The sequence below is a fragment of the Actinomadura macra NBRC 14102 genome (assembly GCF_001552215.1).
GTDB lineage: Bacteria > Actinomycetota > Actinomycetes > Streptosporangiales > Streptosporangiaceae > Spirillospora > Spirillospora macra.
Map to the genome: position 1 here is coordinate 254,737 of NZ_BCQT01000011.1, position 25,883 is coordinate 280,619.

11 protein-coding genes are annotated in these 25,883 nt (G+C 71.6%); 6 read left to right on the forward strand and 5 right to left on the reverse strand.

Annotation, left to right across the window (positions count from 1 at the left end):
* Nucleotides 1-24 precede the first annotated feature (24 nt).
* Nucleotides 25-1,092, reverse strand: coding sequence for a FecCD family ABC transporter permease (locus tag AMA02S_RS20905; protein ID WP_067461045.1), 1,068 nt, complete (start codon nt 1,090-1,092; stop codon nt 25-27).
* Between the two features lie 11 nt (nt 1,093-1,103).
* Nucleotides 1,104-2,093: a FecCD family ABC transporter permease gene (locus AMA02S_RS20910; protein WP_245667684.1), complete on the reverse strand. Its 990-nt coding sequence runs from the start codon at nt 2,091-2,093 to the stop codon at nt 1,104-1,106.
* A 251-nt stretch (nt 2,094-2,344) separates the two neighbouring features.
* Here AMA02S_RS20910 and AMA02S_RS20915 point away from each other — a divergent pair, with 251 nt between their 5' ends.
* The 3 genes from AMA02S_RS20915 to AMA02S_RS20925 all read left to right on the forward strand — a co-directional run bounded on the left by AMA02S_RS20915 (nt 2,345) and on the right by AMA02S_RS20925 (nt 17,761).
* Nucleotides 2,345-3,379, forward strand: a complete 1,035-nt coding sequence (locus AMA02S_RS20915) for an iron-siderophore ABC transporter substrate-binding protein (protein ID WP_067461047.1) — start codon at nt 2,345-2,347, stop codon at nt 3,377-3,379.
* 91 nt (nt 3,380-3,470) lie between these two features.
* Entirely contained in the window at nt 3,471-17,543 is a 14,073-nt protein-coding gene (locus AMA02S_RS20920; RefSeq protein WP_245667685.1) for a non-ribosomal peptide synthetase, read from the forward strand.
* On the forward strand, nt 17,540-17,761 hold the full coding sequence (locus tag AMA02S_RS20925) for an MbtH family protein (RefSeq protein ID WP_067461049.1): 222 nt from the start codon (nt 17,540-17,542) through the stop codon (nt 17,759-17,761). Before AMA02S_RS20920 ends, AMA02S_RS20925 begins: the two co-directional genes overlap by 4 nt.
* Here AMA02S_RS20925 and AMA02S_RS20930 read toward each other — a convergent pair.
* The 3 genes from AMA02S_RS20930 to AMA02S_RS20940 are packed head-to-tail and all read right to left on the reverse strand — an operon-like array spanning nt 17,758 to nt 21,958.
* The gene (locus AMA02S_RS20930) at nt 17,758-19,524 is read right to left on the reverse strand and encodes an ABC transporter ATP-binding protein (RefSeq protein WP_067461317.1); all 1,767 of its coding nucleotides are present in this window, start codon (nt 19,522-19,524) and stop codon (nt 17,758-17,760) included. The genes AMA02S_RS20925 and AMA02S_RS20930 overlap by 4 nt on opposite strands.
* Before the next feature lie 21 nt (nt 19,525-19,545).
* A complete protein-coding gene (locus AMA02S_RS20935; protein WP_067461050.1) occupies nt 19,546-21,222 on the reverse strand; it encodes an ABC transporter ATP-binding protein in 1,677 nt (558 codons plus the stop codon).
* A complete protein-coding gene (locus AMA02S_RS20940) occupies nt 21,209-21,958 on the reverse strand; it encodes a (2Fe-2S)-binding protein (protein ID WP_067461051.1) in 750 nt (249 codons plus the stop codon). Before AMA02S_RS20940 ends, AMA02S_RS20935 begins: the two co-directional genes overlap by 14 nt.
* Before the next feature lie 879 nt (nt 21,959-22,837).
* Between AMA02S_RS20940 and bfr the strand changes: the two genes are divergently transcribed.
* The 3 genes from bfr to AMA02S_RS20955 all read left to right on the forward strand — a co-directional run bounded on the left by bfr (nt 22,838) and on the right by AMA02S_RS20955 (nt 25,159).
* The gene (gene bfr, locus AMA02S_RS20945) at nt 22,838-23,335 is read left to right on the forward strand and encodes a bacterioferritin (protein WP_067461318.1); all 498 of its coding nucleotides are present in this window, start codon (nt 22,838-22,840) and stop codon (nt 23,333-23,335) included.
* Between the two features lie 541 nt (nt 23,336-23,876).
* Complete coding sequence (locus AMA02S_RS20950; RefSeq protein WP_067461052.1) at nt 23,877-24,545, forward strand: putative 2OG-Fe(II) oxygenase; 669 nt, start codon at nt 23,877-23,879, stop codon at nt 24,543-24,545.
* Nucleotides 24,542-25,159, forward strand: coding sequence for a hypothetical protein (locus AMA02S_RS20955; RefSeq protein WP_067461053.1), 618 nt, complete (start codon nt 24,542-24,544; stop codon nt 25,157-25,159). The genes AMA02S_RS20950 and AMA02S_RS20955 overlap by 4 nt, the downstream gene beginning before the upstream one ends.
* The last annotated feature ends 724 nt before the right edge of the window (nt 25,160-25,883 follow it).

Consider the following 25,883-nt stretch of genomic DNA (forward strand, 5'->3'; position numbering starts at 1 on the left):
GAGGACGACGTGGACGTCACGGGTTCAGCCTCCAGAACCGATGCGGTTGGCGCGGGCGAGCAACCAGAGCAGGAAGGGCGCGCCGAGCACGCCGGTGATGACACCGACCGGCAACTCCAGGTCGGAGAACAGCTGTTGGGCGAGCAGGTCGCAGCCGAGGACGGTGAGCGCGCCGGTGAGTGCGGACGCGGTCAGCGGCGGACAGGCGGTCCCGGCCAGCCGTAGCGCGATCTGCGGCGCGGCCAGCGCCACGAACGCGACCGGCCCCGCTGCGGCGGTGGCGAACGCGACCAGGCCGACGGCCGCGCACAGCAGCGCCAGCCGCGCCCGCTGCACCGGGACGCCCAGGCCGCCGGCGACCTGGTCGCCGAACTGCAGCGCGCGCAGCCAGGGGCTGAGCAGCAGCGCGAGCGGAAGCAAGACGGCCAGCGCCAGGGCGAGCGGTCGGGCGCTCTCCCAGCCCCTGCCGTTCAGATTGCCGACCAGCCAGCCCACGGCCTGCTGTGCCTGGAAGACCTTCGCCTTGACGATGAGGTACTGCGTGGCGCTGACGCACAGCCAGTTGACACCGATGCCGACGAGCACGATCCGGAACCCGGTGGTGCCGCGCTTCCAGGCGAGCAGATAGACGATCAGGGCGGTGAGCAGTGCCCCGCCCAGCCCGAGCGTCTGGGTGCCCAGTCCGGAGCCGATGCCGAACACGATCCCGCCGACCACGGCGGTGCCCGCTCCCGCGGTGATGCCGATGACGTCCGGGCTGGCCAGCGGGTTGCGGGTCAGGGTCTGGAAGATCGCGCCGGACAGGCCGAGCGCGGCGCCCGCCAGGATGCCCACCAGTGCCCGCGGCAGCCGCAGATCCTGGACGATGAAACGGGTCCCCGGGTCACCCGAACCCCACAACGCCGGGACGGCCTCCGACAGGGGCAGCGGGAAGTCGCCGGTGGTCAGGCCCACGCACAGGACGGCGAAGGTCGTGGCGGCCAGCGCCAGGCAGGTCACCAGCGACCGGGGTCGCACGACGCCCGAGATTGGCGGCCGGGTGAGCCGTATCGCGACGCGCCCGGTGCCGCGGGTGACTTCGATGACGCTCATCTCGCCTCCACTCACAACTCGGCGAGGCGGCGACGGCGGACGAGCGCGATGAAGACCGGCACGCCGATGAACGCCGCCACGATGCCCACGTCGAGCTCCTGGGGGCGTACCACGACTCGCGCGGCGATGTCGGCGCCCAGCAACAGACAGGGGGCCAGTACGGCGGTCAGCGGCAGGAGCCACCGCTGGTCCGGCCCGCTGATCGCGCGCACGGCGTGCGGGACCACCAGCCCGATGAAGACGATCGGGCCCGCGACGGCGACGGCCGCGCCGGTCAGCAGCACCACCGCGACGGCGCCCTGCAGGCGGATGAGCCGCAGCCGCCGGCCCAGCGAGGTGGCCACGTCGTCGCCGAGCGCGATGTTGTTCAGCGCGGGCGCGATGCTCAGCGCCAGCACCGCGCCGACCGCGAGGAACGGCAGCACCTGCACGATGAGTGCGGTGTTCTGGCCGGCCAGCGACCCGGCCGACCAGAAGCGGTACCGGTTGAGCACCTGCGGGTCGATCAGCGAGACCCCGCGGGTCACCGACTCCAGCAGGAACGTGACGGCGATCCCGGCGAGCGCCAGCTTGACCGGTGTCTGCCCGCCGCGGCCGAGCCCGCCCAGCACGTAGACCGCGACGCTGGCGACCAGCGCTCCAGCGAAGGCAAACCAGACGTAACCATACAGAGAGGTCATGCCTCCCAGTCCTACGGCGAGCATCAGCGCGAAGGCGGCGCCCGCACTGACGCCCAGGAGTCCTGGATCGGCCAGCGGGTTGCGGGTCAACGCCTGCATGACCGCGCCGCCGAGCCCCAGCGCGGCCCCGGCGAGCACGCCGAGAACGGTCCGCGGTACGCGCACGTCCCACACGATGGTGGCGGTCGCTGTGTCGTGCGGGCCGGTGAGCGCCCGTACGACCTGGTCGAGGGGGATCTGCCTGCTGCCGACCGCGATCGACAGCAGGCACAGAAAGCCGAGGAGCGCGAGCGTTCCCGCCAGCATCGCGGGACGCCGCACCTGAAGACGTCCAACTCGGGGGCCGGAGGGAAGGGCTTCTTCCGCCACATGCATCACAACCTGTCGGGTGCGAGGTGCCCGGCCACGAGTCGGCGAGTTAGGCAAGTCATACCTTATAGGACCGGTTGGTTTTGTGATTAGGTAAGGCTTACCTTAGCATCGCGCCGACGCCAAGCTTCGGAGGTTGGCCCGCCTTGCCCGATGCCGTCCCATGCCTTGCCCCACACAACACGATCCCTGAAGGGGAGCTGATGTCCCCAACATCGCATTCGATCGCAGGCCAGCCGTCCGCCAGAAAGTTCACCGTTCTGCTCGTCGCCGCACTGCTCTTGACACTGGGCCTGGCCGCTTGTGGCGAGAGCGAGAAGACGGACTCAGGCGGCGGGCAGGCCGCGCCCGGCGTCGGCTTCCCGGTCAGCATCCAGCACAAGTACGGGACGACCGAGATCAAGGCTTCTCCCCGGCGGGTGGTGACCGTCGGGATGACCGACCAGGACGCGGTGCTGGCGCTTGGCGTCAAGCCCGTGGGCGCCGTGGAGTTCTCAGGACTCGGTCTGGCCATCGACAAGTTCCCATGGAGCGCGGCAAAGTGGGGCGGCGCCCCGCCCAAGATCGTCGGGGCACGCGAGGACCTCAAGTTCGAGCAGATCGCGGCGCTGCGACCCGACCTCATCATCGGCCTTTACACGGGCATGAAGAAGGAGCAGTACGACAAGCTCGCCAAGATCGCCCCCACCGTCGCGCAGTCGGGCAAGTACGCCGACTACGCGATGCCATGGAAGGACATGACCCTGGTCACCGGGCAGGCGCTCGGTAAGGAGGCGCAGGCCAAGGGCCTCGTTGCCGCCGTCGAACAGCGGTTCGCCCAGGCGCGCCAGCAGAACCCGCAGCTCGTGGGGAAGACCTTCGCCATCGCCGACCCGTTCAAGCCCGGCCAGTACGCGGTGTTCGGCCCCACCGACCCCAAGGTGGAGATCCTGCGGAGCCTGGGCCTGACCGTCCCGAACGGGATTGCCCAGGCGGCGGGCAAGGAGCAGGCTGCCGTGATCGGCTCGGAGCGGCTGGACATGGTGGACGTGGACCGGCTGGTCTTCCTCAGTTCCCTCCCCAACGCCCAGAAGATGGTCGAGGGCGACAAGGTGTACGCCGGGCTGAAAGTGGCCAAGGAGAACCGCGCGGTGTTCGTGCCGTACAACCCGACCGGCGCGGCGATCTCCTTCAACACGGTGCTGAGTGTCCCCTACGCCATCGACCAGATCGTGCCGCTGCTGACCAGATCAGGCTGACCCTGACCCGCGGGTGGTCGGTCCGGTGCCGGCCTCGCCCGGCCACCTGATGCGCGCGCAGGTGTTCTCAGATCGTGTCGGAGGTGCGGTTGTGACTCAGGAGATCCACGTGGGGCAGGGCGCGGAGCCGTCGCCCGCCGGGCCGTCCCCGGAAGAACGGCACCGCATGCTCGTGGAGTGGAACGACACCGAATGCCGGGTGCCGCCGACGACGCTGCCCGCGAAGTTCGAGGCACGGGTGCGCGAGAATCCGGACGCGGTGGCGCTGGTCTTCGACGACATCGAACTGACCTACGCGCAGGTGAACGCGCGCGCGAACAAGCTGGCACACGTCCTCATCGAGCGCGGTGTCGGTCCGGAGCGGTTCGTGGCGCTGGCGCTGGCGCGTACGCCGGAGATGATCGTCGCCGAGCTGGCCGTGCTCAAGGCGGGCGGTGCCTACCTCCCGCTCGACCCGGACTACCCCGCCGAACGTCTCGCCTTCATGCTGGGCGACGCGAAGCCGGTCTGCCTGGTCACCACGCACGCCTTGGCGGAGGCCGTCCCGGACGTCGCGGAGACGTCGCGGGTGCTGCTGGACGATCCGCGGATCGCCGCCGGGCTCGACGCCAGCCCCGCAACCGACCCGCAGGTCGCGCTACAGGTGCGGAACGCGGCGTACGTGATCTATACGTCCGGGTCCACCGGGCGGCCCAAGGGCGTCGTGGTCACGCACTCCGGCGTCGCGAAGCTGGTGGCCACCCAGACCGAGCGGTTCGGAGTCGGGCCGCACAGCAGGGTCCTGCAGTTCGCCTCGCCCAGCTTCGACGTCGCCTTCTGGGACCTGTGCCTGGGCCTGCTCTCGGGCGGCCGCCTGGTGATCGTCCCGTCCGAACGCCGGGTACCGGGACCGGAGCTGTCCGAATACGCCCACGCGCATGGCGTCGACTTCATGATTCTGCCTCCCGCGCTGCTCACCACGATGCCGGAGGACTGCACGCTTCCGGAGAACGCCACGCTCCTGGCCGGGACGGAGCGGGTGTCCGCGGAGCTGGTCGCCCGCTGGTCGCCGGGACGGCGCATGTTCAACGCCTACGGGCCGACCGAGGCCACGGTGAACTCGACGCTGGGGGAGTGCCCGGACGACCCGCCGCCGGGATCGGCGGTGCCGATCGGGCGGCCGGACCCGGGCACGCGCGCCTACGTGCTGGACGACGCGCTGCGTCCCGCACCCGTCGGCGTGACGGGAGAGCTGTACCTCGGCGGCTCGGGACTGGCCCGCGGCTACCTCAACCGGCCCGGGCAGACCTCGGAGCGGTTCGTGGCCGATCCGTTCGGGGAACCGGGCGAACGGCTGTACCGCACCGGAGACGTGGTGCGCTGGCGATCCGACGGCCAGTTGGAGTTCGTCGGACGCGCCGACGACCAGGTGAAGATCCGCGGCTTCCGCGTCGAAACCGGCGAGATCGAGGCCGCGCTCGGCGCGCATCCGTCCGTCGCCCAGACGGCGGTCACCGTCCGCGAGGACCGGCCCGGCGATCGGCGCCTGGTCGCCTATGTCGTCCCGGCCACCGGATCGGGTCCACGCCGGGACGAGCGCCGTGAGCGTAGCCAGGTCGACGACTGGAAGAGGCTGCACGAACTGCTCTACTCCGCCGTGCGGACCGAGAAGGGCGGCCTCAGGGAGAGCTTCACCGGCTGGAACAGCACCTACGACGGCCGGCCCATCCCGCTGGAGGAGATGCGGGAATGGCGGGACGCGACGATCGACCGGATCATGTCGCTGCGTCCGCGCCGGGTCCTGGAGATCGGCGTCGGGAGCGGGCTGATCCTGTCGCGGGTCGCGCCGCACTGCGAGTCCTATTGGGGCACAGATCTGTCCGAGGAGGCGATCACCGCCCTGCGCGGCCAGGTGGACGCGGTCGCCGACCTCGCCGGACGGGTGGAGCTGCGGGCCCAGCCCGCGCACGATTTCGACGGCCTACCCCGCGCGCACTTCGACACGGTCGTCATCAACTCGGTGGTGCAGTACTTCCCGAGCGCCGACTACCTCGTCCAGGTGCTGCGCTCAGCCGTGGACCTTCTCGCCCCTGGCGGGAGCGTGTTCGTGGGGGACGTGCGCAACCTGCGGCTGTTGCGCTGCCTCCGTTCGGCCGTGGAGGTGCACCGCGCCGCCGAAGACGCGGCCCTGCCGGACCTGCGCGCGGCGGCCGAGCAGGCGGTGCGCTGGGAGGGCGAGCTGCTGCTCGACCCCGACTTCTTTCCCGCGCTGGCGTGCGGCGTCGATGGCGTTCGCGGCGTGGACGTGCGCGTCAAGCGCGCCCGGCACCACAACGAACTGAGCCGGTACCGCTACGACGTGGTGCTGCGTACCGGTCCGGGGCCGGAACCGTCACGAGCCGTGGAGATGCGCTGGGGGACGGACGTCGCCGATCCGGCTGCCCTGAGGGATCGGCTGGCCGAGCGGCCGCCGATGCTGCGGGTCAGCGGCGTGCCGAATGCCCGTCTGGCCGAGGATTTGGCGGCGGTGCGGACGCTGTGGCCCGACGAGGGAGTTTCCGGGGGGATCGACCCGGAGGCACTGTGGGGCCTCGGCGAGGAATTCGGCTACACCACGGCCGTGACGTGGTCGGGCACCGGGACGGACGGGGCGATCGACGTGGTCTTCGCCGACGCCGATGCGGAGCCGGGTGAGATCTACCGCCCCGCCGGCGATGGCGACCTGGCCGCGCCGGCCGCGTACGCCAACACGCCGTCGGGCTTCCGCGACGTGGGTGCGCTGGTCCATTCCCTGCGCGCGCACCTTCGGAGCCGGCTGCCCGCCTACATGGTGCCCGCCGCGTTCGTGCCGCTCGTGGAGCTTCCGGTGCTGCCCAGCGGCAAGCTCGACCGTGAGGCACTGCCCGCCCCCGACTACGGCGCGCTTGCCTCCTCCCGCCGCGAGGCCGGCGCCGCCGTCTCGATCGACGGCGAGACCCGGCAGGTCAAGGATGAGGACCGCCGGGCACGCGAGGAGATCCTGCGCGGCGTGTACGCCGAGGTGCTCGCCGCGCCGGAGGTCGGCGTCGAGGACGACTTCATCGAGCTGGGCGGGGACAGCATCCTGGCGATCCAGGTGCTCATCCGCGCTCGCGCGGCCGGTCTGAGCCTGTCCGCCGGTGACGTCTTCCGGAACCGCACCGTCGCCGCGCTCGCATTGGCGGCATCGGCCGGGCCCGGCCCCGCCGCAGGTTCCTCGCGAGACGACGAGGAGCCGCTCGTCAGGCTCGGGGGGGAGGACGTCCGAGAGCTCACCCGGCTGGCCGGGGACATCGACGAGGTGCTTCCCCTCACCCCGCTCCAGGAGGGCTTCCTCTTCCACACGCTGGTCGACGGGAGGTCCGGCAACGTCTACGTCGTCCAGCACGTCATCGACCTGCGCGGCCCCGTGGACGGTTCGGCGCTGCGCCGGGCGGCGCAGGCCGTGCTCGACCGCCATGCCCCGCTCCGCGCCGGGTTCGGCAGGCTGGCCGACGGCCGCGTGGTCCAGTTCATCCCGAAGAACCCGGCCACCCTGCCATGGCGGGAGGTCGATCTGAGCGACCTCGACCCGGACGAGCGGGACGTGCGCGCGGCGGCCGTCGTGGCCGAGGAGAACGCCCTCGGATTCGACCTCGAACGCCCGCCGCTCCTGCGCTGCACGCTGGTGCGGCACGACCCCGACCACCATTCGCTGGTGCTGATGTTCCACCACATCGTGGCGGACGGCTGGTCAGTGCAGATCATGCTCCGCGAGCTGCTCGAATCCTACGACGCGTCCGAGGATGGAGAACCACGCCGGCTTCCTGCGGTCACCCCCTACCGGAATTACCTCGCCTGGCTGGCGCGGCGTGACCGCGAGGCGGGGCTGGCCGCCTGGCGGAAGGCGCTCGACGATCTACCGGGCCCGACCAGGCTGGCCGAGGTCCTGCCGATCCCGCCCGGCGAGGACGCGGAGGGCCGTCGCAGGGCCGAGGTCCGCCTGGAGCTGTCCGAGGAGACCACCGCCGCCCTCACTGCCTGCGCACGGCGGTACGGGTTCACGCTCGGCACCCTCGTGCAGGGTGCGTGGGGCCTGCTCCTCGGCCGGATGACCGGCCGCGGTGACGTGGTGTTCGGCACGGCCGTCTCCGGCCGCGCCGCCGACCTGGACGGCATCGAGTCGATGGTCGGTATGTTCGTCAACACGCTGCCGGTACGGATGTGGTGGCGTCCCGGACAGCCGCTCGCGGAAGCGTTGACCCTCCTGCAGAGCGAGCAGTCCGCCCTGCTCGACCACCAGTATCTCGGGCTGGCGCCCATCCAGCGGCTCACCGGGTCAGGCGACCTTTTCGACACCCTCGTCGTGCTGGAGAACTACCCCGGCGAGCACGATCTGACCGACCCCTCGGGCACCATCGCGATCACCGGTATCGACTTCACCAACGTGGAGCAGTACCCGCTCGCCCTGATCGTCCTGCCGGGCCGCAGGCTGGCGCTGCGAATCGACCACGACGCCGCCAGGCTCGCCCGCGCCACCGCCCAGCGGATCGCCGAGCGCCTGACCGCGGTCTTGGCGGTCATGGCCACGGATCCCGGCCGTCCGGTCGCTCGGGTCGAGCCGCCGAAGCCGGACGAGGGAACCCACGCCGCGCTCCTCACGGAACCACGCGCGGTGCCCGCCCCCACGCTGGACGCGGTGATCGCCGCGCAGGCCGCCAGAACCCCGGCGGCGACGGCGGTCATCGGTGACGCAGGCCAGGGGACGGCGACACTGACCTATGCCGAACTGGACCGGCAGGCGCAGGCCCTCGCACAGCGGCTACGCGCGCGGGGGACGCGGCCGGGCGAGATCGTCGCGGTCGCGTTGCCCCGCTCGACCGACCTGGTGGTCGCCCTGCTCGGAGTGCTGAAGGCGGGCGCGGCCTACCTTCCGCTCGACATCGACCAGCCGGTGAACCGGCTGGCGTACATGATCGAAGACTCGGGCGCCCGCACCGTCCTCACGTCCCGGGAGGCCGCCGCGCGGCTCCCGAACCCCGACGGCGTGTCGCCGTTCTTCCTCGACGACGGAGATGTTCCGGACGGATCGAGCAAAGCCGCGGACGCGGGACACGGCCCGGACCACCCCGCCTATCTCATCTACACCTCGGGGTCCACGGGTCTGCCCAAGGGCGTGCTCGTCCCGCACCGCGCCATCGTGAGCCAGCTCACCTGGTTGACGGAGCGGGTCTCGCTCGGGGCCGACGACCGGGTGCTGCACCATCTGTCGGCGAGCTTCGACGCCTCACTGCTGGAGCTCTTCTGGCCGCTGTGCGCGGGGGCGGGGATCGTGCCGGCCCGTCCGGGGGGCCAGCGCGACGCCGCCTACCTCGCGGGCCTCATCCGCGAGCACCGCGTCACCACGATGGCGATGGTGCCGTCGCTGCTGGCGGCGTTCCTGCAGTCCGCCGAGGACGCGGACGATCTGGAAGGGACCCGGAGCCTGCGCCGTGTCTTCAGCGGCGGCGAGGCGCTCACCGCCGAGTTCGCCGAACGGTGGCGCGAAGCGACCGGCGTGCCGATGTACAACGTGTACGGGCCCACCGAGACGACCGTCCAGGTCAGCTACTGGAAGCACGACGGCGCCGTCCAGGCCGGGCCGGTGCCGATCGGGCGGCCGGTCGCGGGCACCCGCCTGTACGTCCTGGACGAGGCACTGCGTCCCGTGCCGCCGGGCGCGGCGGGCGAACTCTACGTCGCCGGGATCCAGGTCGCCCACGGCTACCAGGGGCGCTGCCGCATGACGGCGGAGCGGTTCGTCGCCGACCCGTTCGGGACACCGGGCGAGCGCATGTACCGCACCGGCGACCTCGTGCGCCGCCACGTGCGGGACGACGGTGACGGGTACCTCACCTACGTCGGCCGGGTGGACCGGCAGGTCAAGGTGCGCGGCAACCGGATCGAGCTGGGCGAGGTCGAGGCGGGGGTCGCCGCGGAGCGGGGCGTCCGGCGCGCCGCGGTGGTCGACCGGCGCGACGGGCCGGGTGGCGTGCGGCTGGTCGCCTATGTGGTGCCGTCGCCCGACGTTTCCCTGGACCCCGAAGTGCTGCGGGAGTCCCTGGCCCGGACGCTGCCGGAGCCGATGGTCCCGGCGGCGGTCGTCGTGCTCGGCGAGCTTCCGCTGACCCCGGGCGGCAAGATCGACCGGGCGGCGCTGCCCGCGCCGGAGCCGGTGGCGGGGCGGGAGGCGGCACGCGCGCCGCGCAACGCCCGCGAGCGCCTGCTCTGCGAGATCTTCGCCGAGGTGCTGCAGACCGGCGAGGTCGGCATCGACGACGACTTCTTCTCGCTGGGCGGCGACAGCATTCTGTCCATCGTGCTCTCCGGCCGGGCACACCGCGCCGGGCTGGCCATCGCTCCGCAGCAGGTGTTCGAGCACCGTACCCCCTCGGACCTGGCCACCTCGGCGACGCTGATCGCCGAGGTGGCCAGGTCCGGCCCGCAGGAACCCCTGATCTCCCTGACGGACGAGGAGAGGGAACGGCTGGCGGAGCTGAGCCCGGTGCCGGTCGAAGAGGTCTGGCCGCTCTCTCCCCTCCAGGAAGGCCTGTTCTTCCATTCCAGCTATGACACCGGCGCGCTTGACGTCTACACCGCCCAGGTCACCTTCGACTTCCCTCACCGCGTCGACGCCGCTCGTCTGCGCACCGCGTGCGAGGCGGTGCTGGCCCGCCACACCGCGCTGCGCGCCGGGTACACGGGCGATGGGCTCCGGCAACCGGTGCAGTTCATCGGCGCCGAACCCGGAGCGCCGCTGGAGGAGATCGACCTGTCCGGGCTGGGGCCCGGACAGCGGCAGGAGGCGATCGACCGCATCCTGGCCGAGGACCGCAGGCGGCGGTTCGACCTGGCCCGGCCGCCGCTGTTCCGGCTGCTGCTGATCCGGCTCGGTGACGGCACCGACCGGCTCGTGATCACCCACCACCTGATCCTGTGGGACGGGTGGTCGGCGTGGCTGTTCTTCGAGCAGCTCATCGCCCTCTACGAGCGCCGCGGCGACTCCTCCGGCCTGCCCCCGACCGGCTCATACCGGGACTACCTGGCCTGGCTGAACGAGCAGGACTCCGGCGGCGCCGCGGCCGCATGGCGGCAGGCGCTGACGGGCCTGGAGGAACCGACGCTGGTGGGCCCGGTGGACCGGGCACTGGAGCCGGTCATCCCGGATCGCCGCCGGGCCGAGCTGTCCGAGCCGCTCACCGAGCGGCTGTACGCGGCGGTGCGCCGCCACGGGCTGACTCTGAACACGGTGTTCAGCACGGCGTGGGCGCTGGTGCTGTCCAACGCCACGGGCCGCGGCGACGTGGTGTTCGGGACGGCCGTTGCCGGGAGGCCGGGGGACGTGCCCCACGTGGAGAGCGTCATCGGGATGTTCCTCAACACCGTCCCCGTCCGCGTCGCGTTGGACCCGCGCGAAACGGTCCCGGACCTGCTGCGGCGGGCCCAGCGCGAGCGGGCCGCGCTCATGCCGCACGACTATCTGGGCCTGAGGGACATCCAGCAGGCGGCCGGGCACGCCCGGCTCTTCGACACCCTCTACGTGCTGCAGAACCTCGGCGACGAGGACGACATGGCCGAACTTCAGCGGCGCCACGGCATCGTGGAGGCCGAGGGCCTGGACGCCACGCACTACCCGATCACCCTCGTCGTGACGCCCGGGCTCCCGGTGCGGATGAAGCTGGACCACCGTCCCGACGTGATCGACCGCAGGTTCGCCGAGTCCCTGCTCCGGCGCTTCACGACCGTGATCGAACGGCTGGTGGACGGCCTGGGCGAAGAGGCGCCCTCGCGTATCGGCTCGATCGACCTGCTCCAGCCGCGGGAGTGGCAGGCCCTGGCAGCCGAATGGGACGCCACTCGCCGCCCCGTGCCCAACGAGACCGTCTCGGAGATGCTGGCGGCACAGGCCGCACGCACTCCCGGCGAGGTGGCCGTCCTCGCGAAGGAAGAGACGCTCACCTACGCGGAGCTGGACGCCCGCGTCAACCGGCTGGCCCGGCTGCTGCTGTCGAGCGGCGCCGCCCCCGAACGGGTGGTGGCGCTGGGGCTGCCGCGCTCGGCCGACATGGTCGCGGCACTGTTCGCGGTGCTGCGTACCGGTGCCGCGTACCTGCCGCTGGAGCTGGACCACCCGGCCGAGCGTCTTGCGGACATGCTCACCGACGCCGAGCCCGTCTGCGTCCTGACGACGACGGCCGTCGCCGCGTCCGTCCTGGGCGGCGTGCCGCACCCGAAGATCGCGCTGGACGACCCGGCGGTCGCCGCGGAACTCGCGTCCCTCTCCGGCGACGAGATCAACGACGCCGAGCGGCCGGGCTTCGAGCGCACCCGCCCAGACCGTCTGGAGCACCCGGCGTACGTCATCTACACCTCCGGTTCCACCGGCCGCCCGAAGGGCGTGGTCACGCCGTACCGCGGGCTGACCAACATGCAGCTGAACCACCGGGAGGCGATCTTCGATCCGGCGATCGCCTCGGTCGCCGGGCGGCCGGACGGGGCCGGTCGGTCGGGTGAGGCACGGCGGCGGCTGCGGATCGCGCACACGGTGTCGTTCGCCTTCGACATGTCGTGGGAGGAACTCCTCTGGCTGGTCGAGGGGCACGAGGTCCACATCTGCGACGAGGATCTGCGCCGCGACGCCGAAGCGCTGGTGGCGTACTGCGACCGGCATCAGGTGGACGTCGTCAACGTCACGCCGACGTACGCGCACCACCTCATCGAGGAAGGACTCCTCGACCACGACCCCGATGCCGGGCGGCACCGCCCGGTACTGGTGCTGCTGGGCGGCGAGGCGGTCACCGAGACGGTCTGGGCCCGGCTCCGCGACACCGAGGGCACGTTCGGCTACAACCTGTACGGCCCGACCGAGTACACGATTAACACGCTCGGCGGCGGAACCCGCGACAGCGACACCCCGACCGTGGGCCGTCCGATCTGGAACACCCGCGCGTACGTGCTGGACGCGGCGCTGCGCCCGGTGCCGGACGGGGCGCCCGGCGAGCTCTACATCGCGGGCATCGGCCTGGCCCGCGGCTACCACCGCCGCCCCGGGCTGACCGCGGAGAGGTTCGTGGCCGACGTGTTCGGCGCGCCCGGCGACCGGATGTACCGCACCGGAGACCTGGTACGCCGCGCACCCGACGGCACTATCGAATTCTTCGGCCGTGTGGACGACCAGGTGAAGATCCGTGGCTACCGGGTGGAGCCGGCGGAGATCGAGGCCGTCCTGGACGAGGACCCCGGTGTCGCGCACGCCGCGGTCATCGCTGACGCGTCCGGGCCGGGCGAGGGCAAGCGCCTCGTCGGCTACGTCGTCCCCGAGACCTGGCCGGTGGACGCCGAGACCTTCACGCCGGCACTTCGCGCGCATCTCAAGACGCGGCTGCCGGATTACATGGTCCCGGCGGCGTTGGTGCCGGTGGAGCGGCTGCCGCTGACCGTCAACGGCAAGCTCGACGTCAAGGCGCTGCCCGCACCGGCCGTCACCGGCGCCGCCGAGAGCCGCCCGCCGCGCACACCCGCCGAGGGGATCCTGTGCGGGCTGTTCGCCGACCTGCTGGGGCTGGAGCGGATCGGCATCGACGACGACTTCTTCGATCTGGGCGGTCACTCGCTGCTGGCCACCCGGCTGGTCGGCCGCGCCCGCGCCGCGCTCGGCGCGGAGCTGGCGATCCGCGACCTGTTCGAGGCCCCGACGGTCGCCGAGCTCGCCGAGCGTGCCGCCGTCGCGTCCTCGGACGGGCGCCCGGAGCTGGTGCCGGTCGCGCGGCGGCCCGAGGAGCCGCCGCTGTCGTCCGCCCAGCAGCGGCTCTGGATGATCGAGCAACTGGTTCCCTCGGCCGCCTACAACTTCCCGCTGGTGATGCGGCTGCGCGGGGCGCTCGACGTCACCGTGTTCGAGGTCGCGCTGACCGACGTCATGGCGCGGCACGAGTCGCTGCGCACGCTGATCGTGGAGCATGAGGGCCGCCCGTTCCAGCGCGTCGTACCGGCCGACGACGCGCGTCCCGAGGTCCAGGTGGTCGAGGCCGACGAGGATCAGCTCGACGCGTTGCTGTCCGTCGCGCTCGGGCGCGGCTTCGACCTGTCGGCCGAACCGCCCCTCCGCGCGACGATCGTCAGGCTGGGCGAGGACCAGTACGTGGTCGCGCTCCTGCTGCACCACATCACCACCGACGAGTGGTCGGACGGCCCCTTTCTACGCGATATGTCCACCGCCTACGCGGCGCGCGTCGCCGGGCAGGCCCCCCGTTGGGAGCCGCTGCCGGTTCAGTACGTGGACTTCACGCTCTGGCAGCGGGACCTGCTCGGCGACCGTTCCGAGCCCGGTAGCCTCGCCGCCCGCCAGCTCGCGTACTGGCGCGCGACCCTGGACGGTGCGCCGGAACGGCTCGAACTGCCGACCGATCGTCCGCACCCCGCCCGGCCGAGCGTCCTCGGCGGCGAGCTGACCGTCGAGCTGGACCCCGCCGATTGCGCGGCTCTGCGGCGGATGGCCCAGAGCAGCGGCGCGAGCATGTTCATGGTGTGCCACGCGGTGGTCGCCGCGCTGCTGCACCGGCTCGGTGCCGGGGACGACCTCCCGCTGGGCGCGCCCATCTCCGGCCGCACCGACGGGGCGCTGGACGACCTGGTCGGCTTCTTCGTCAACACGCTGGTGCTGCGCACCGACGTGTCCGGCGACCCGACGTTCGCTGAGCTGGTCACGCGGGTCCGGGAGACCGACCTGGCCGCCTTCTCCCACCAGGACGTGCCGTTCGAGGCCGTGGTGGAGGAGCTGAACCCGGTCCGCTCGCCCGACCGCAATCCGCTCTTCCAGGTCATGGTCGGCTTCCGCAATAGCGCCGACGGCGACTTCGAGCTCGCCGGCCTCAAGGTCGCGCCGCAGCCGGTGGAGGCCCGCACGGCCAAGTTCGATCTGGTCTTCAGCTTCGCCGAGGACGCGGCCACCGGACGGATCGCGTGCGTGCTGGAGTACAGCTCGGACGTGTTCGACAGGTCCACGGTCGCGACGCTGGGGGAGCGGCTGACCCGGCTCGTCGGCGCGGTCGCCGCCGACCCGCGACTGCGCGTCGGCGACATCGATGTGCTGATCGGTGACGAGCGAGCCCAGGTCCTCACCGGCTTCAACCAGACCGCGCGTGCCGTGGCGGAGGACACCCTGACCGGAATGTTCCGGCGCTGCGTGGCCGAGCGTGCCGACGCCGTCGCGGTGGTGGACGGGGCGCGCACCGTCACCTACGCCGAACTGGACGTGCTGTCGGATCGCATGGCGTGGTTGCTGGCCCGGTACGGCGTGCGGTCCGAGAGCGTGGTCGGCCTGGCCGTGCCGCGTTCGGTGGAGATGGTCGCGGTGATGCTCGGCGTCAACAAGCTCGGCGCCGCGTTCCTGCCCCTCGATCTGGCCCACCCGGCCGACCGCCTCGCGTACATGCTCGACGACTCCTCGGCCACGGCGGTCGTCGTGACCGAGCAGGTCGCGGGCAAGGTCCCCGAGGTCGACGGGGTCCGTTCGGTGATACTGGACGCTCCGGACGTCGCCACCGAGTTCGCGGGGATCGAGCCGGGCGGTGCCTTTCCGGAGGTCGCGCTCGACCAGGCCGCGTACGTCATCTACACCTCGGGCTCGACAGGGCGCCCCAAGGGCGTCGTCGTCCCGCACGAGGGCATCGGCAGCCTGGTCGCCACCGCCGTCGACCGGATGGGGCTGACAGCCGACAGCCGCGTGCTGCAGTTCGCGTCCATCGGCTTCGATGTGACGATCTTCGAGCTGACGATGGCGCTGTGCCACGGCGGCCGCCTGATCCTCGTCCCGGACACCGCGCGGGTACCCGGCCCCGAGCTGACCGGCTTCATGAACGAGCAGGGCATCACGCATGCGATCCTGCCCCCGTCGCTGGTCGCCGCGCTCCCCGGCGGCTGCGTCCTGCCCGAAGGCGCCACCGTGCTGGTCGGAACGGAGACCGTGCCACCGGGCGTGATCGGGCGCTGGGCGGGCCACCTGCGGCTGCTGGCCGCCTACGGACTGACGGAGGCCACGGTCAATTCCACCCTGTGGCCCGCCGAACAGGGCTGGACGGGAGCCGTGCCCATCGGCGTCCCCGACCCCAACTCCCGGGTGTACGTACTGGACGAACGCCTGCGGCCGGTGCCGCCGGGCGTGGCCGGAGAACTGTACGTCGCCGGGCGCGGCCTCGCGCGCGGCTACCTGGGACGGCCGGACCTCACCGCGGAACGGTTCGTGGCATGTCCATTCGGGCGGCCCGGGTCTCGCATGTACCGCACCGGCGACCGTGCCCGCTGGCGCGACGACGGGAACCTGGACTTCCTCGGCCGGGTCGACGACCAGATCAAGGTCCGCGGCTTCCGTATCGAGCCGGGAGAGATCGTCGGGGCGATGACCCGGCATGCCGATGTCCGCCAGGCGGCCGTGGTCGCCGACCGGAGCGGCCAGGACACCAGGCTCATCGGCTACGCCGTCGCAGAGCCGGACTCCGGCCTCCTCGACCCGGCCGAAGTGCGCGCCCACGCCGCGACCCTCCTGCCGGACTACATGGTCCCGGCGGCGGTGGTGGTACTCGACGGGCCGCTGCCACTCACGTCCAACGGCAAACTCGACCGCCGCGCGCTGCCCGCCCCCGACTGGGCGGCGATGACCGGCTCCGCGCGGCCCGTCACCGCCCTGCAGCGGACGCTGTCCGCCCTGTTCGCCGAAGTCCTCGATCTGCCTGAGGCCGGCCTGCACGACAACTTCTTCGAGCTGGGCGGCCACTCGATGTCCGCGATGCGGCTCCTGGGCCGCATCCGCACGACGCTGGACGCCGGGCTGGCCCTGCGCGATGTGTTCGACGCTCCCACGGTCGCCGCACTCGCCGAACGGCTCGACGCGGACGGGACGTCCAGCGGGGGGCCGCGACTGGTTCCCGGTCCCGAGCGTCCGGAGATCCTGCCACTGGCGCCATCCCAGGAATGGCAGTGGACCCGCTACCGACAGGGAGCGTGGCAGTCGTACAGCATGGCGTTCGCGCTGCGCTCGCCGGGCCCTCTGGACGGCGAGGCCATCGCCGCCGCGCTCGCCGACATCGCCGGGCGCCACGAACCGCTGCGCACCCGCTTCACCGACGGGCGTCAGGAGCCCGCCGAGCTCACGCTGGAACACCTCCAGGTCACCGGCCTGGACGAGGCGTTGAGCGCACTCGCCCGCGAACCGGCCGACCTGACCGGGCATCCGCCGCTGCGGGCCCGCCTGCTCACGGACGCGCACGGCGCGCAGGCGCTGCTGCTGACGATGCATCCCCTCGGTGTGGACGATTGGTCCGCCGTGCCGCTGAGCCGCGACTTCGCGACCGCTCTCGCGGCCCGGCGACGCGGGCGGGAGCCGCACTGGGAGCCGTTGTCGATCTCCTACACCGACTACACGCTGTGGGCGCATCAGGTGGTCGGCGAGGTAGGGAAACGGCAGCTCTCCTACTGGCGTGAGGCGCTGGACGGACTACCCGTCCGGATCGCGCTGCCCTACGATCGGCGGCCGGTCACGGACCGCCGGGGTCCCGGGCAGTACGTGGAGTTCCAGATCGACGGCGACCTGCACCGGGCGATCGACGCGCTCGCCGCGGGCACCGGGACGAGCATGTTCATGGTGTTGCAGGCCGCGCTGGCGACCCTGCTCACCCGGCACGGCTCCGGCACGGACCTGCCGATCGCCTCCCCGGTCGCGGGCCGCACTGAGGAGCAGCTCACCGACCTGGTCGGATGCTTCTCCAACACCATCGTCCTGCGTACCTCCACCGCCGGCGACCCTGGCTTCGCCGAGCTGCTCAGCCGGGTGCGGGAGACCGACCTGGCCGCCTTCGACCGGCAGGACGTCCCGTTCGACCGGGTCGTCTCCGCGCTCGGACTGGCCGCGCCCCAGGTGATGCTGGTCCACCATGAACAGGCCGGGCTGTCGAAGATCCCGGACGACGACGCCGCCTTCGAGCTCGTCCCGACCGGGGCCCTGCCCGCCGAGCTGACGCTCAGCTTCTACGAACCGCGCGGGGACGGCCCCGTCGACTGCCTGCTGCTGTACGACGCGGGGCTGTTCGACCGGGCCACCATTCGCGGTCTGACCGACGAACTGCTCGACATCCTGAGGAGGAACACCCGATGAGCACCAACCCGTTCGATGATCTCGATGGTCGCTTCCTCGTCCTGGTCAACGACGAGGGCCAGCACTCGCTGTGGCCCTCGTTCGCCGACGTTCCGGCGGGCTGGACGGTCGCCTTCGGCGAGGATTCCCGCGAGGCGTGCTTGCAATACGTGACAGAGAACTGGACCGACCTGCGCCCCCGCAGCCTCGTGGAGACGATGAACGCTACCGCGGACTAGCTCTGGCGGCCGTCCGACCAGGCGGCCCAGAGCGTCGCGTACCGGTTCCCGGCACCCACGAGCTCCTCGTGGGTGCCGGTCTCGGCCACGCGCCCACCATCGAGCACCACGATCCGGTCGGCCGTCGCCGCCTGGGTGAGGCGGTGCGCGACCACCAGGGCGGACCGCCCCTCGATCGCCGCGGCCGCCGAGGTCTCCAACTCCCGGGCCCCCGCACTTCCGGCCTCGGCCGTGGCCTCGTCGAGGACCACCACGGGCGGGTCGGCCAGGACGACCCGGGCGAGGGCGAGCTGCTGCGCCTGCGCGGCCGTGAGGCGGTGCCCGCTCTCACCGACCACCGTGTGCAGCCCGTCCGGCATGGCCTGCGCCCATCCCAGCGCGCCCACCCGGTCGAGCGCCGCGCGCAGCTCGTCGTCGGTCGCATCCGGACGGGCCAGCCGGAGGTCGTCGGCCAGCGAGCCGGCGAACACGTGCACCTCCTGGGTGACCAGCGCGACGCCCTCGCGGACGAGGATCGCACCGTCGTCCGGGTGGTGGATGCCCACGATCAGCTTGGCCAACGTGGTCTTGCCCGCGCCGCTGGCGCCGACCACCGCCACCCTCTCCTTCTCGGCGATGCGCAGGTCGATGTCGTGCAGCACCGGATGACCGGGCCGGTAGGAGTAGCTGACGCCGCGGACCTCGACCGAGCCGCCGGTCGGGACGGCATGCTGGGGAAGGGAGACGGGTGACGGCACCGTCTCGGCCACGCCGACCAGCCGGGCCAGGCCCGCGACGGCGCTCTGCGCGTCGTCCACCAGGCTGAGCACGATATTGATCGGGTTGAACAGATAGTGGAAGTACAGTGCCGCGGCGCTGGCCGTGCCGATGCTGACCGCGTCGTTACGGACGAGCAGGAAACCGGCGACCAGCACCGCCGACAGGCCCACGAACTCGGCGAGGTTGAGGCGGGAGTAGAACCGGGTCATCAGGCGCACGCCGCGCAGCGCGAGGTCCACTGCCGCCTGCGACCTGCTCCTGACCCGCTCGGCGTGCTCGTCCTCCAGCCGGAACGCCCGCACGGTGGACGCTCCGCCGATCGAGCCGAGCAGTTCCTGTTGCTGGGCGCCGATCGCGATCCGCTGGGCCGCGTACAGCGGAACGGCCCGGCGCACGTACCACCGCACGGTATGCACCTGGAAGGGCACGGCCAGCAGCGCCACCAGCAGGAACCGCCAATCCAGGATCGCCATCGCGACCAGGGTCAGCACAATGGTCAGCAACGATCGCGCCAGGGCCGGGACGGCCTCCCGGACCACTCTGGTGATCACTGAGACGTCGTTGGTGACCCGGGAGGTCAGGTCGCCCGAGCCCGCCCGCTCGACCTGTTCCAGCGGCAGTCGCAGGGCCCGGTCCACGAACCGCTCGCGCAGCGTGGCCAGCATGCCCTCTCCGGCGCGGGCGACCGAGCCGAGCCCGTACACGGTCAACAACCCCTGGGCCACCGCGATCGCCACGAGCCAGCCGGCGGGCTCGTTGAGCGCCGAGGCGGGACGCCCCTGCACGACCAGGTCGATGACGTGTCCCAGCACCGGCGCGGTGAGCAATCCGACCCCCGTGGCGGCGACCAGGGCCAGCGACCCGCCCACGACCGTGCGCCGGTGCGGGCGCGCCAGCTCACGGACCGCGGCGCGCGTGCGCGCCGCGGATGCCGTGGGCAACAGTTCGCGCTCCTCGTCGGCGCGGTCGGAGCGCTCGTCGGTCACCCGCTCGTCGATGGTCATCAGGGAGCCCTTCTCCACTCGCTACAACACGGCTGCGCGGTAGGCCGAGTGCCCATGGACGAGGTCGGCGTGCGCGCCCTCGGCGACCACCGCCCCGCCGTCCACCATCGCGACCCGATCGGCCATCGCCAGCAACGCGGGGCTGGTCGCCACCACGATCGTCGTGCGCTGGCCGCGCGTTTCACGGACGCACGCCGCGATCCGCGCCTCGGTGACCGCGTCCACCGCGGTGGTCGGATCATGCAGGACCAGCACCGGGGCGTCGACGGCCAGCGCGCGGGCGAGCGCGACGCGCTGCCGCTGCCCGCCGGACAGAGAGCGTCCGCGTTCGGTGAGCGGCGTCGCCGTGCCATGCGGCAGGTTGGAGGCGACCTCGTCCACCGCGGCGGCCGCCATCGCCGGCTTCGTCTTTCCCCAGGCGGCCGCGGCGGTGACGTTCTCCAGCAGAGTCCCCTCGAAGAGGTCGGCGTCGTGCTCGGCGACCACGACCGCCCGGCGCACCTCGGCGGGATCAAGGGTGGTCAGCGGCACCCCGTCCAGCTCGACCGTGCCCGAGTCGGGGTCGGCGCTGCGGCCCAGCAGGCGCAGCAGCGAGGTCGCGACGGCGGGATCGGTGGTCACCACCCCCACCATCTCGCCCGGCGCGACCACGAGGCTCAGCCCGCGCAGCGCGTCCCCGTACCGGACGTCACGAAGCCGCACCTCGCCCCGCAGCGGCTGCGACGGGCTGCCGTCCCCCTTCGCCGCGGCGTACGGCGTGGCGAGCACGGAGGCCACGCGCGCGGCCGAGGCGCGTCCCTGCGCGAACTCGCGGTTCGCCCATGCCATGATCGACAGTGGTGTCAGCAGGAACTGCGCGAGCCCCACCGCCATCACCAACTGGCCGATGGTGATGTCACCCGAGGCGGCCAGCCGCCCGCCCACCAGCGCGATGATCGCGATGAACACCCCGGTCAGCATCAGCATCCCGCCGTCATGCGCGGCCTGCGCCCGGGCCGCCCGCACGGTCGCGGCGAGGGAGTCGCGGCTGGTGCGCCGGTACCGGTCGACCGCTGCGCGCTCGGCCCCGATGCCCTTGAGCACCCGCAGGCCGGCGATCAGGTCCGCGGCCACGCCGGACGCCCGCGCGGCACGCTCCTGCTCCGTGCCGCTGCGCCGCTCGAGCGGCTTGCCGAGTAGGTGAGCAAGCCCGAGCAGGGGCGGGATGCCCAGCAGGACGAGCAGCCCCAGCGGCACCGACACGACCAGCAGAGCGACGCCCCCCGCCACCAGCCCCGCCAGCGCCGCCGTTCCGCCCGCCAGTGCCACGTGCACGGCGCCGACACGCTTGGCGTCACCGGTCGCGACGTTGACCAGCTCGCCCGGCAGCCGCCCGGCCTCCGCGCCGCCTCGCGGGTCCAGGGTCCGCCGGGTCAGCTCCAGCCGCAGCCTGTGCGCGGCCCGCTCGGACGCCCGTTCGGCGAACCGGAAGCTGAACCGGTAGCTGTACGACAGCCCGGCGAAGACCGCGGCCAGCACGGCGATCCACCGTAGGAGCATGTCCGCGTCCCCGGTGGAGATCGCCTCGTCGATGACCACACCGATGACCACGGGCACCAGCACCTCGCCCGTCTGGTGCCCGGCGGCGAGCACGGCCCCGCCGGCGGCGAGCCGCCACTGCCCCACGATCGCCCGCCGCAACACGTCACGCCCCTGCACCGGTGTTCCTCCGCTCGGTCACACAGCAGGTCGGGCAGGCGTCCCCGCCCGGCAGGGTCACCCACAGGCAGCAGGTGCGCCGTCGCAGAGCCGGCAGGTCGACCAGGTCGGCCACCGGTTCGCCGATCGACTCCAGCAGCGTCCGGGCCGCCGCGCCGGGATCGTCGAGGATGTCGCCGGCGAATGAGAACAGCGGATCGGCCAACGCCTCAGCAACCGACCCCCACAGGCCGCGCCGCCCGGTCATGGTGAGCGCGTGCAGGGCGTCGATCAGCGGTGCGTGCAGGTCGCGAAGGAGTGTGGCGCCGATGATGGTGCCCAGTTCGTCGACGTCTCCGGTGGCGACGCGCAGCTCGCTTATCGCGATCTGCATCCGGGGCTCGGCCGCCGGCGTGCGCAGCATCGTGGTTTCCGCGGTCAGCACCGGCAGCCGCCGGTTGAGCGCCCAGCCCATCGCGACGGGCAGCACGGTCCAATAGGAGAAGTGTTTCCACCACAGCGCCGCCGCGACGTGCGGCGGCGCCTCCCAGCGTCGTCCCGCCTCCGCGATCAGCACGCCAAGCCGCTCGTGGGGCGCGGTCGCCAGTTCGGCCGCCGTGGACCAGCCGTCCCCGGTCGCCCGCAGGCCGGGGGCCACTCCCAGGGGGCCGTCGCTGTCGGCGGCCGTGCGCATCCACCTGAACAACGGCTCCAGCGCGTCCTCGGCGGCGACCTTCCCTACCAGAGTCGCGTTCACGGCCCCTCCACATCGGTAAAGTAAGGCAAGGCTAACCTAAAGCATTCGTCCTGCCGAGAGTGTCCCGGGCCTGAGACGACCTACCAGGTCGTGTGGTGCGTGCGCTGGCTCTTGCGACCGCGCGGCTGGAGGCATGGCAGGGATGGCAGGGCGGGGCGGGCCCGGTCCTTCGGCGATTCCAGGACGTGAGCGACCGGCGAGTGAGCCCATCGGAGCGGGTAACGGGACGCACGGTCGATGAACGAGCCCGGCTCAGGCTCCGGCCCCCCGGCGCTGCGCGATCCCGGTGGGCGGATAGGCGCGTATCAACGCGCTTCTTGTTCTTCGCCTTAAATCAAAGTGAAGCCTATTGACAATCCCGCGCCATCGATAATCTCTAACAGTTTAGGCTAGCCTAACCTAATTTAGGAAAGGCTGACCTAAATAAGTTTGGCTAGGTAATTCAGAGCCTCTCTGAGATCCATTCACATGACATCGGGAGGACCATTTGCATGATCATTTAGAGGTTCTGGTGCTGTGACCTTGGACAACGTCCACTGTCGCAGGGGGGGAGCCGCGGAATTCCAAATGAATTAGAAAGCTGTTCGCGTTGTTAAACCGGGTTGCGGTAGCTGTCGCTCTGCTGGACGACTGGAGGGTGTCGCGCGGCCGATCGCGGCTTCAGTGTCGTGAACTGCGGTCTTGCTGCGACTCCGCCATCCCTTCCGTGTATCTGGCGGCCTTCCTGTTGAGAATCTCAGCCCTATCGATTCTGGCTGTGTCGAGCGGGAGTGAGTCCTCCAATGCCGCAGTCCAGGCCATGAATTCTTCTTACGGCGGATGTTCAAGTCGAATTTTCTAAGGTGGCCAAGGTTGGTCGACCGTGCCAGCATCGGCCTCATGGAAGGTGACAGCCGAATCATCGAGCTGCTCAACGAGCAGCTCACCGCGGAACTCACGGCCATCAACCAGTTCCTCCTGCACGCCAAGATGCAGCAGGACTGGGGCTACGTGCGGCTTGCCAAGCACTCGCGTAAGGAAGCACACGAGGAGCAGGAGCACGCCGCGCGCCTCACCGAACGAATCCTTTTCCTGGAGGGAGCCCCGAACTACCAGAAGCTCAACGCACTGCGGATCGGGCAGAACGTCCCCGAGCAGCTCCAGGGCGACCTCGCCCTGGAGATGGAGAACGTGACCCGGCTGCGTCCCGCGGTCGCGCTGATGCGCGAGCGGGGTGACATCACCTCGGCCCGGATCTTCGAGGAGATCCTCGCGGACGAGGAAGAGCACGTCGACTACCTGGAGACCGAACTAGGCCTCGTCGACTCCCTCGGCGAGCACAACTACCTGCAGCGCCTCACCGATGCGCCCGGAGAGGACTTCACCGAGCCCGTCTAGAGCCCTGCGCCGATCCGCGGGCCCGCGCTGACGCGGGTGTTGCGGCCTTGTACCCGCTCGCACCCGGGCGCTGAGGATCAGCTCGACCCCGACCTGACTCGATCCGAGGCCGGGACCGGGATGACCTCGGCGGCCGGGTGCACGTCCACCCGCCACCGTGTCCCGACCCGCCGGCGGCCGCGGCGAGGGCTCAGCCGCCCTAGCGCAGACCGCCCGACCGATTCGGCGGCTTCTGCACGGTGCCCACGCGACACCAGGCGGCCGACCGCTCGACCGGAGCCGGCGGTTCCCGTGACCCCACTGGCCGGGTCCCCGTCGTCTCCCATGTGGAGATTGCCGCTGCTCGTCCGGGACGGAACGGTGAGGTCGCGGTGAGGCGCTGGACGTTCCACACAAGGCCGCCGCATCGGCCGCCCCAACCTCCGTACCGGCCGGGTGCGTGCAGACCCAGCACGGGACCGGATGCCCGAGCCCGCCCGAACGACTGACCGCCGGTTACCGGTCGTTCCCCACAGCGGATCCATCGAGAAGGAGCACGATCGTGACCCAGACCCACCCCGCCCACGACACGGACACCCGTGGCGACCCCCCGGGCGAACGGCTGGTGCTGCAACTGTGGCGAACCCCCGTCTACCAGGCCGACTGCACCAGCGCCGTCCAGCACCTCCCATCCCTGCGTGAGCTGATCCTCGATGCGGACAAGACCGACGACCCGCCCGGTGCGGTCAACGCGGTCAAGTCATCCCAGACCATGTTGACCTGGGAGCATCCCTCCATCGACTGGCTGAGTCATCAGATCTCCGTCGCCGGCCGGACGCTGGCCCGCGCGGTGCTGGGCGAGGCCGCCGACGCGATCGACGAACACCACATCGTCACGGAGGCGTGGGCGGTGATCTGTCGGCCCGGCGAACCGCTGCGCCCGCACACCCGCCACGACTCGGCCTGGTCGGGCCTGCTGTCCGTCGCCGCCGACCCCGACGGTGACCCCGACGGCGACGGCGGACGCCTGCACATGCTCGATCCCCGACCCGCCGCCGTCACCCGCGCCGCGTCCCCCGGGGCAGTCCGCTACTGCCCGGTCCCCGGCCGGATGATCGCCTTCCCCGGCTGGCAAGCCCACTGGATGAAGGCGACCACGAACCACTCCCGGCTGCGGATCGCGATCGCCTGGAACATCACCTACCACCAAGACCGAGGCTGGACGCCATGACCCTCACGACCCCCGCCCCTGCCCCCGTTCCGTCCTCCAGCCACCACCGGCGCGGCTGCGGCGACGCCGCACCCGCCATCCGGCAGCACTGGGGCACTCCGGTCGCCTTCGCCACACTCGACCCCGCCGGGCTGCTGACCCCCTCCGCGGCCCGCATCAGCGCCGAAGGCCCCGCGATGGAGACCGTGCCGCCCGGCGAGATGATCGCCGACCTCGACGCGGTCGCCGCCCAGTTCCACCTCTCCTTCGACGAACTCGTCGCCGCTCATCACCCCGACCTCGCACCCCCGATCAGCGGCGTCGCCATCGAGGTGCACATCTGGCGGCACGGCCACCACCTGCCCCCCGCCGCACACCCCGCCGATCTCATCGCATGGTGGGTCCTGCACTCCGCTCCCACTCCCGCTCCCAGCGACTCAGGCGCGATCGCTCTCGCAGACCCCCGCACCGGCTCCCCCTTCGCCCCTCTCCCCGGACGACCCTGGGGACGCCACCTGCTGATCCGCCCCATCCCCGGCGCGCACGTCGCCGTCCCCGGCTGGCTCACCACCTCGGTCACCCCCCTGGCACCCGGCCAGCACGTCCTGGTCGCCGTCGCCTCCACCATCCGGTGACCCGGTGGGCCGGGGCGCCTCGCGAAAGCGTCCAGACGGCCCAGGACGTCTCGGTGTGGGCACGCGGGACAGGAATGAAAGGCGGCGGACAAGAGACCGCGGGCCCCACATGACGACCATTCCGCCGAGCGGTACCCGGCGCGTCGCCGAGTCCCGTGGCGGGTGCCCTCGACCGATTCGACGCGGCAAAGCACGTCCGCGCCAGGTTCGAGGGCACAGCCGTCTGCTACCGGTAGACACCCCCAAGGCAATGGTCGGAACCAGATCCGCAGCGGCCCGCGCCCCGGAACTCACGGAACCCCTTCAGGTTTCCCGAGAAAGCCAAAGAGTCGCTCTTTCGCCACGATCTCAGCCCTCTCACCCGTCCCGAAACGCACAAGCTGATCCAGCGGCTTCAAGGACTGGTGGACTTCAACCCAAGACGATTCTGGTTCCGCCGCAACCACCTGGCGCCGATCCCCGGGTCAGCTTCCCTCCCTTTGGCTTTGGCATCGATGACTTCAGTGAACCCTTGCCCGAGGTCGACCACGCTGTCCCGGCGGACCGTCAAATCGGCCTCGACACGCTCGAGGGGCCCTGGCATTCGGGTGAGCGCACTTGTGAGCGGGCCGAGTACGCACTCGCCCAGTTGGCCGACCGCCGGCTGGACGGCTGTACGAGCGGGAGCGTTGTCCGCCGATCATCCGCTGTCACCGGCCGCCCTACCGCAGACAGTCCAAGAATG

Coding starts and splice junctions, on each gene's coding strand:
- AMA02S_RS20905 (WP_067461045.1), bottom strand. CDS start 1,092: ATGAGCGTCATCGAAGTCACCCGCGGCACCGGGCGCGTCGCGATACGG.
- AMA02S_RS20915 (WP_067461047.1), top strand. CDS start 2,345: ATGTCCCCAACATCGCATTCGATCGCAGGCCAGCCGTCCGCCAGAAAG.
- AMA02S_RS20925 (WP_067461049.1), top strand. CDS start 17,540: ATGAGCACCAACCCGTTCGATGATCTCGATGGTCGCTTCCTCGTCCTG.
- AMA02S_RS20930 (WP_067461317.1), bottom strand. CDS start 19,524: ATGACCATCGACGAGCGGGTGACCGACGAGCGCTCCGACCGCGCCGAC.
- bfr (WP_067461318.1), top strand. CDS start 22,838: ATGGAAGGTGACAGCCGAATCATCGAGCTGCTCAACGAGCAGCTCACC.
- AMA02S_RS20955 (WP_067461053.1), top strand. CDS start 24,542: ATGACCCTCACGACCCCCGCCCCTGCCCCCGTTCCGTCCTCCAGCCAC.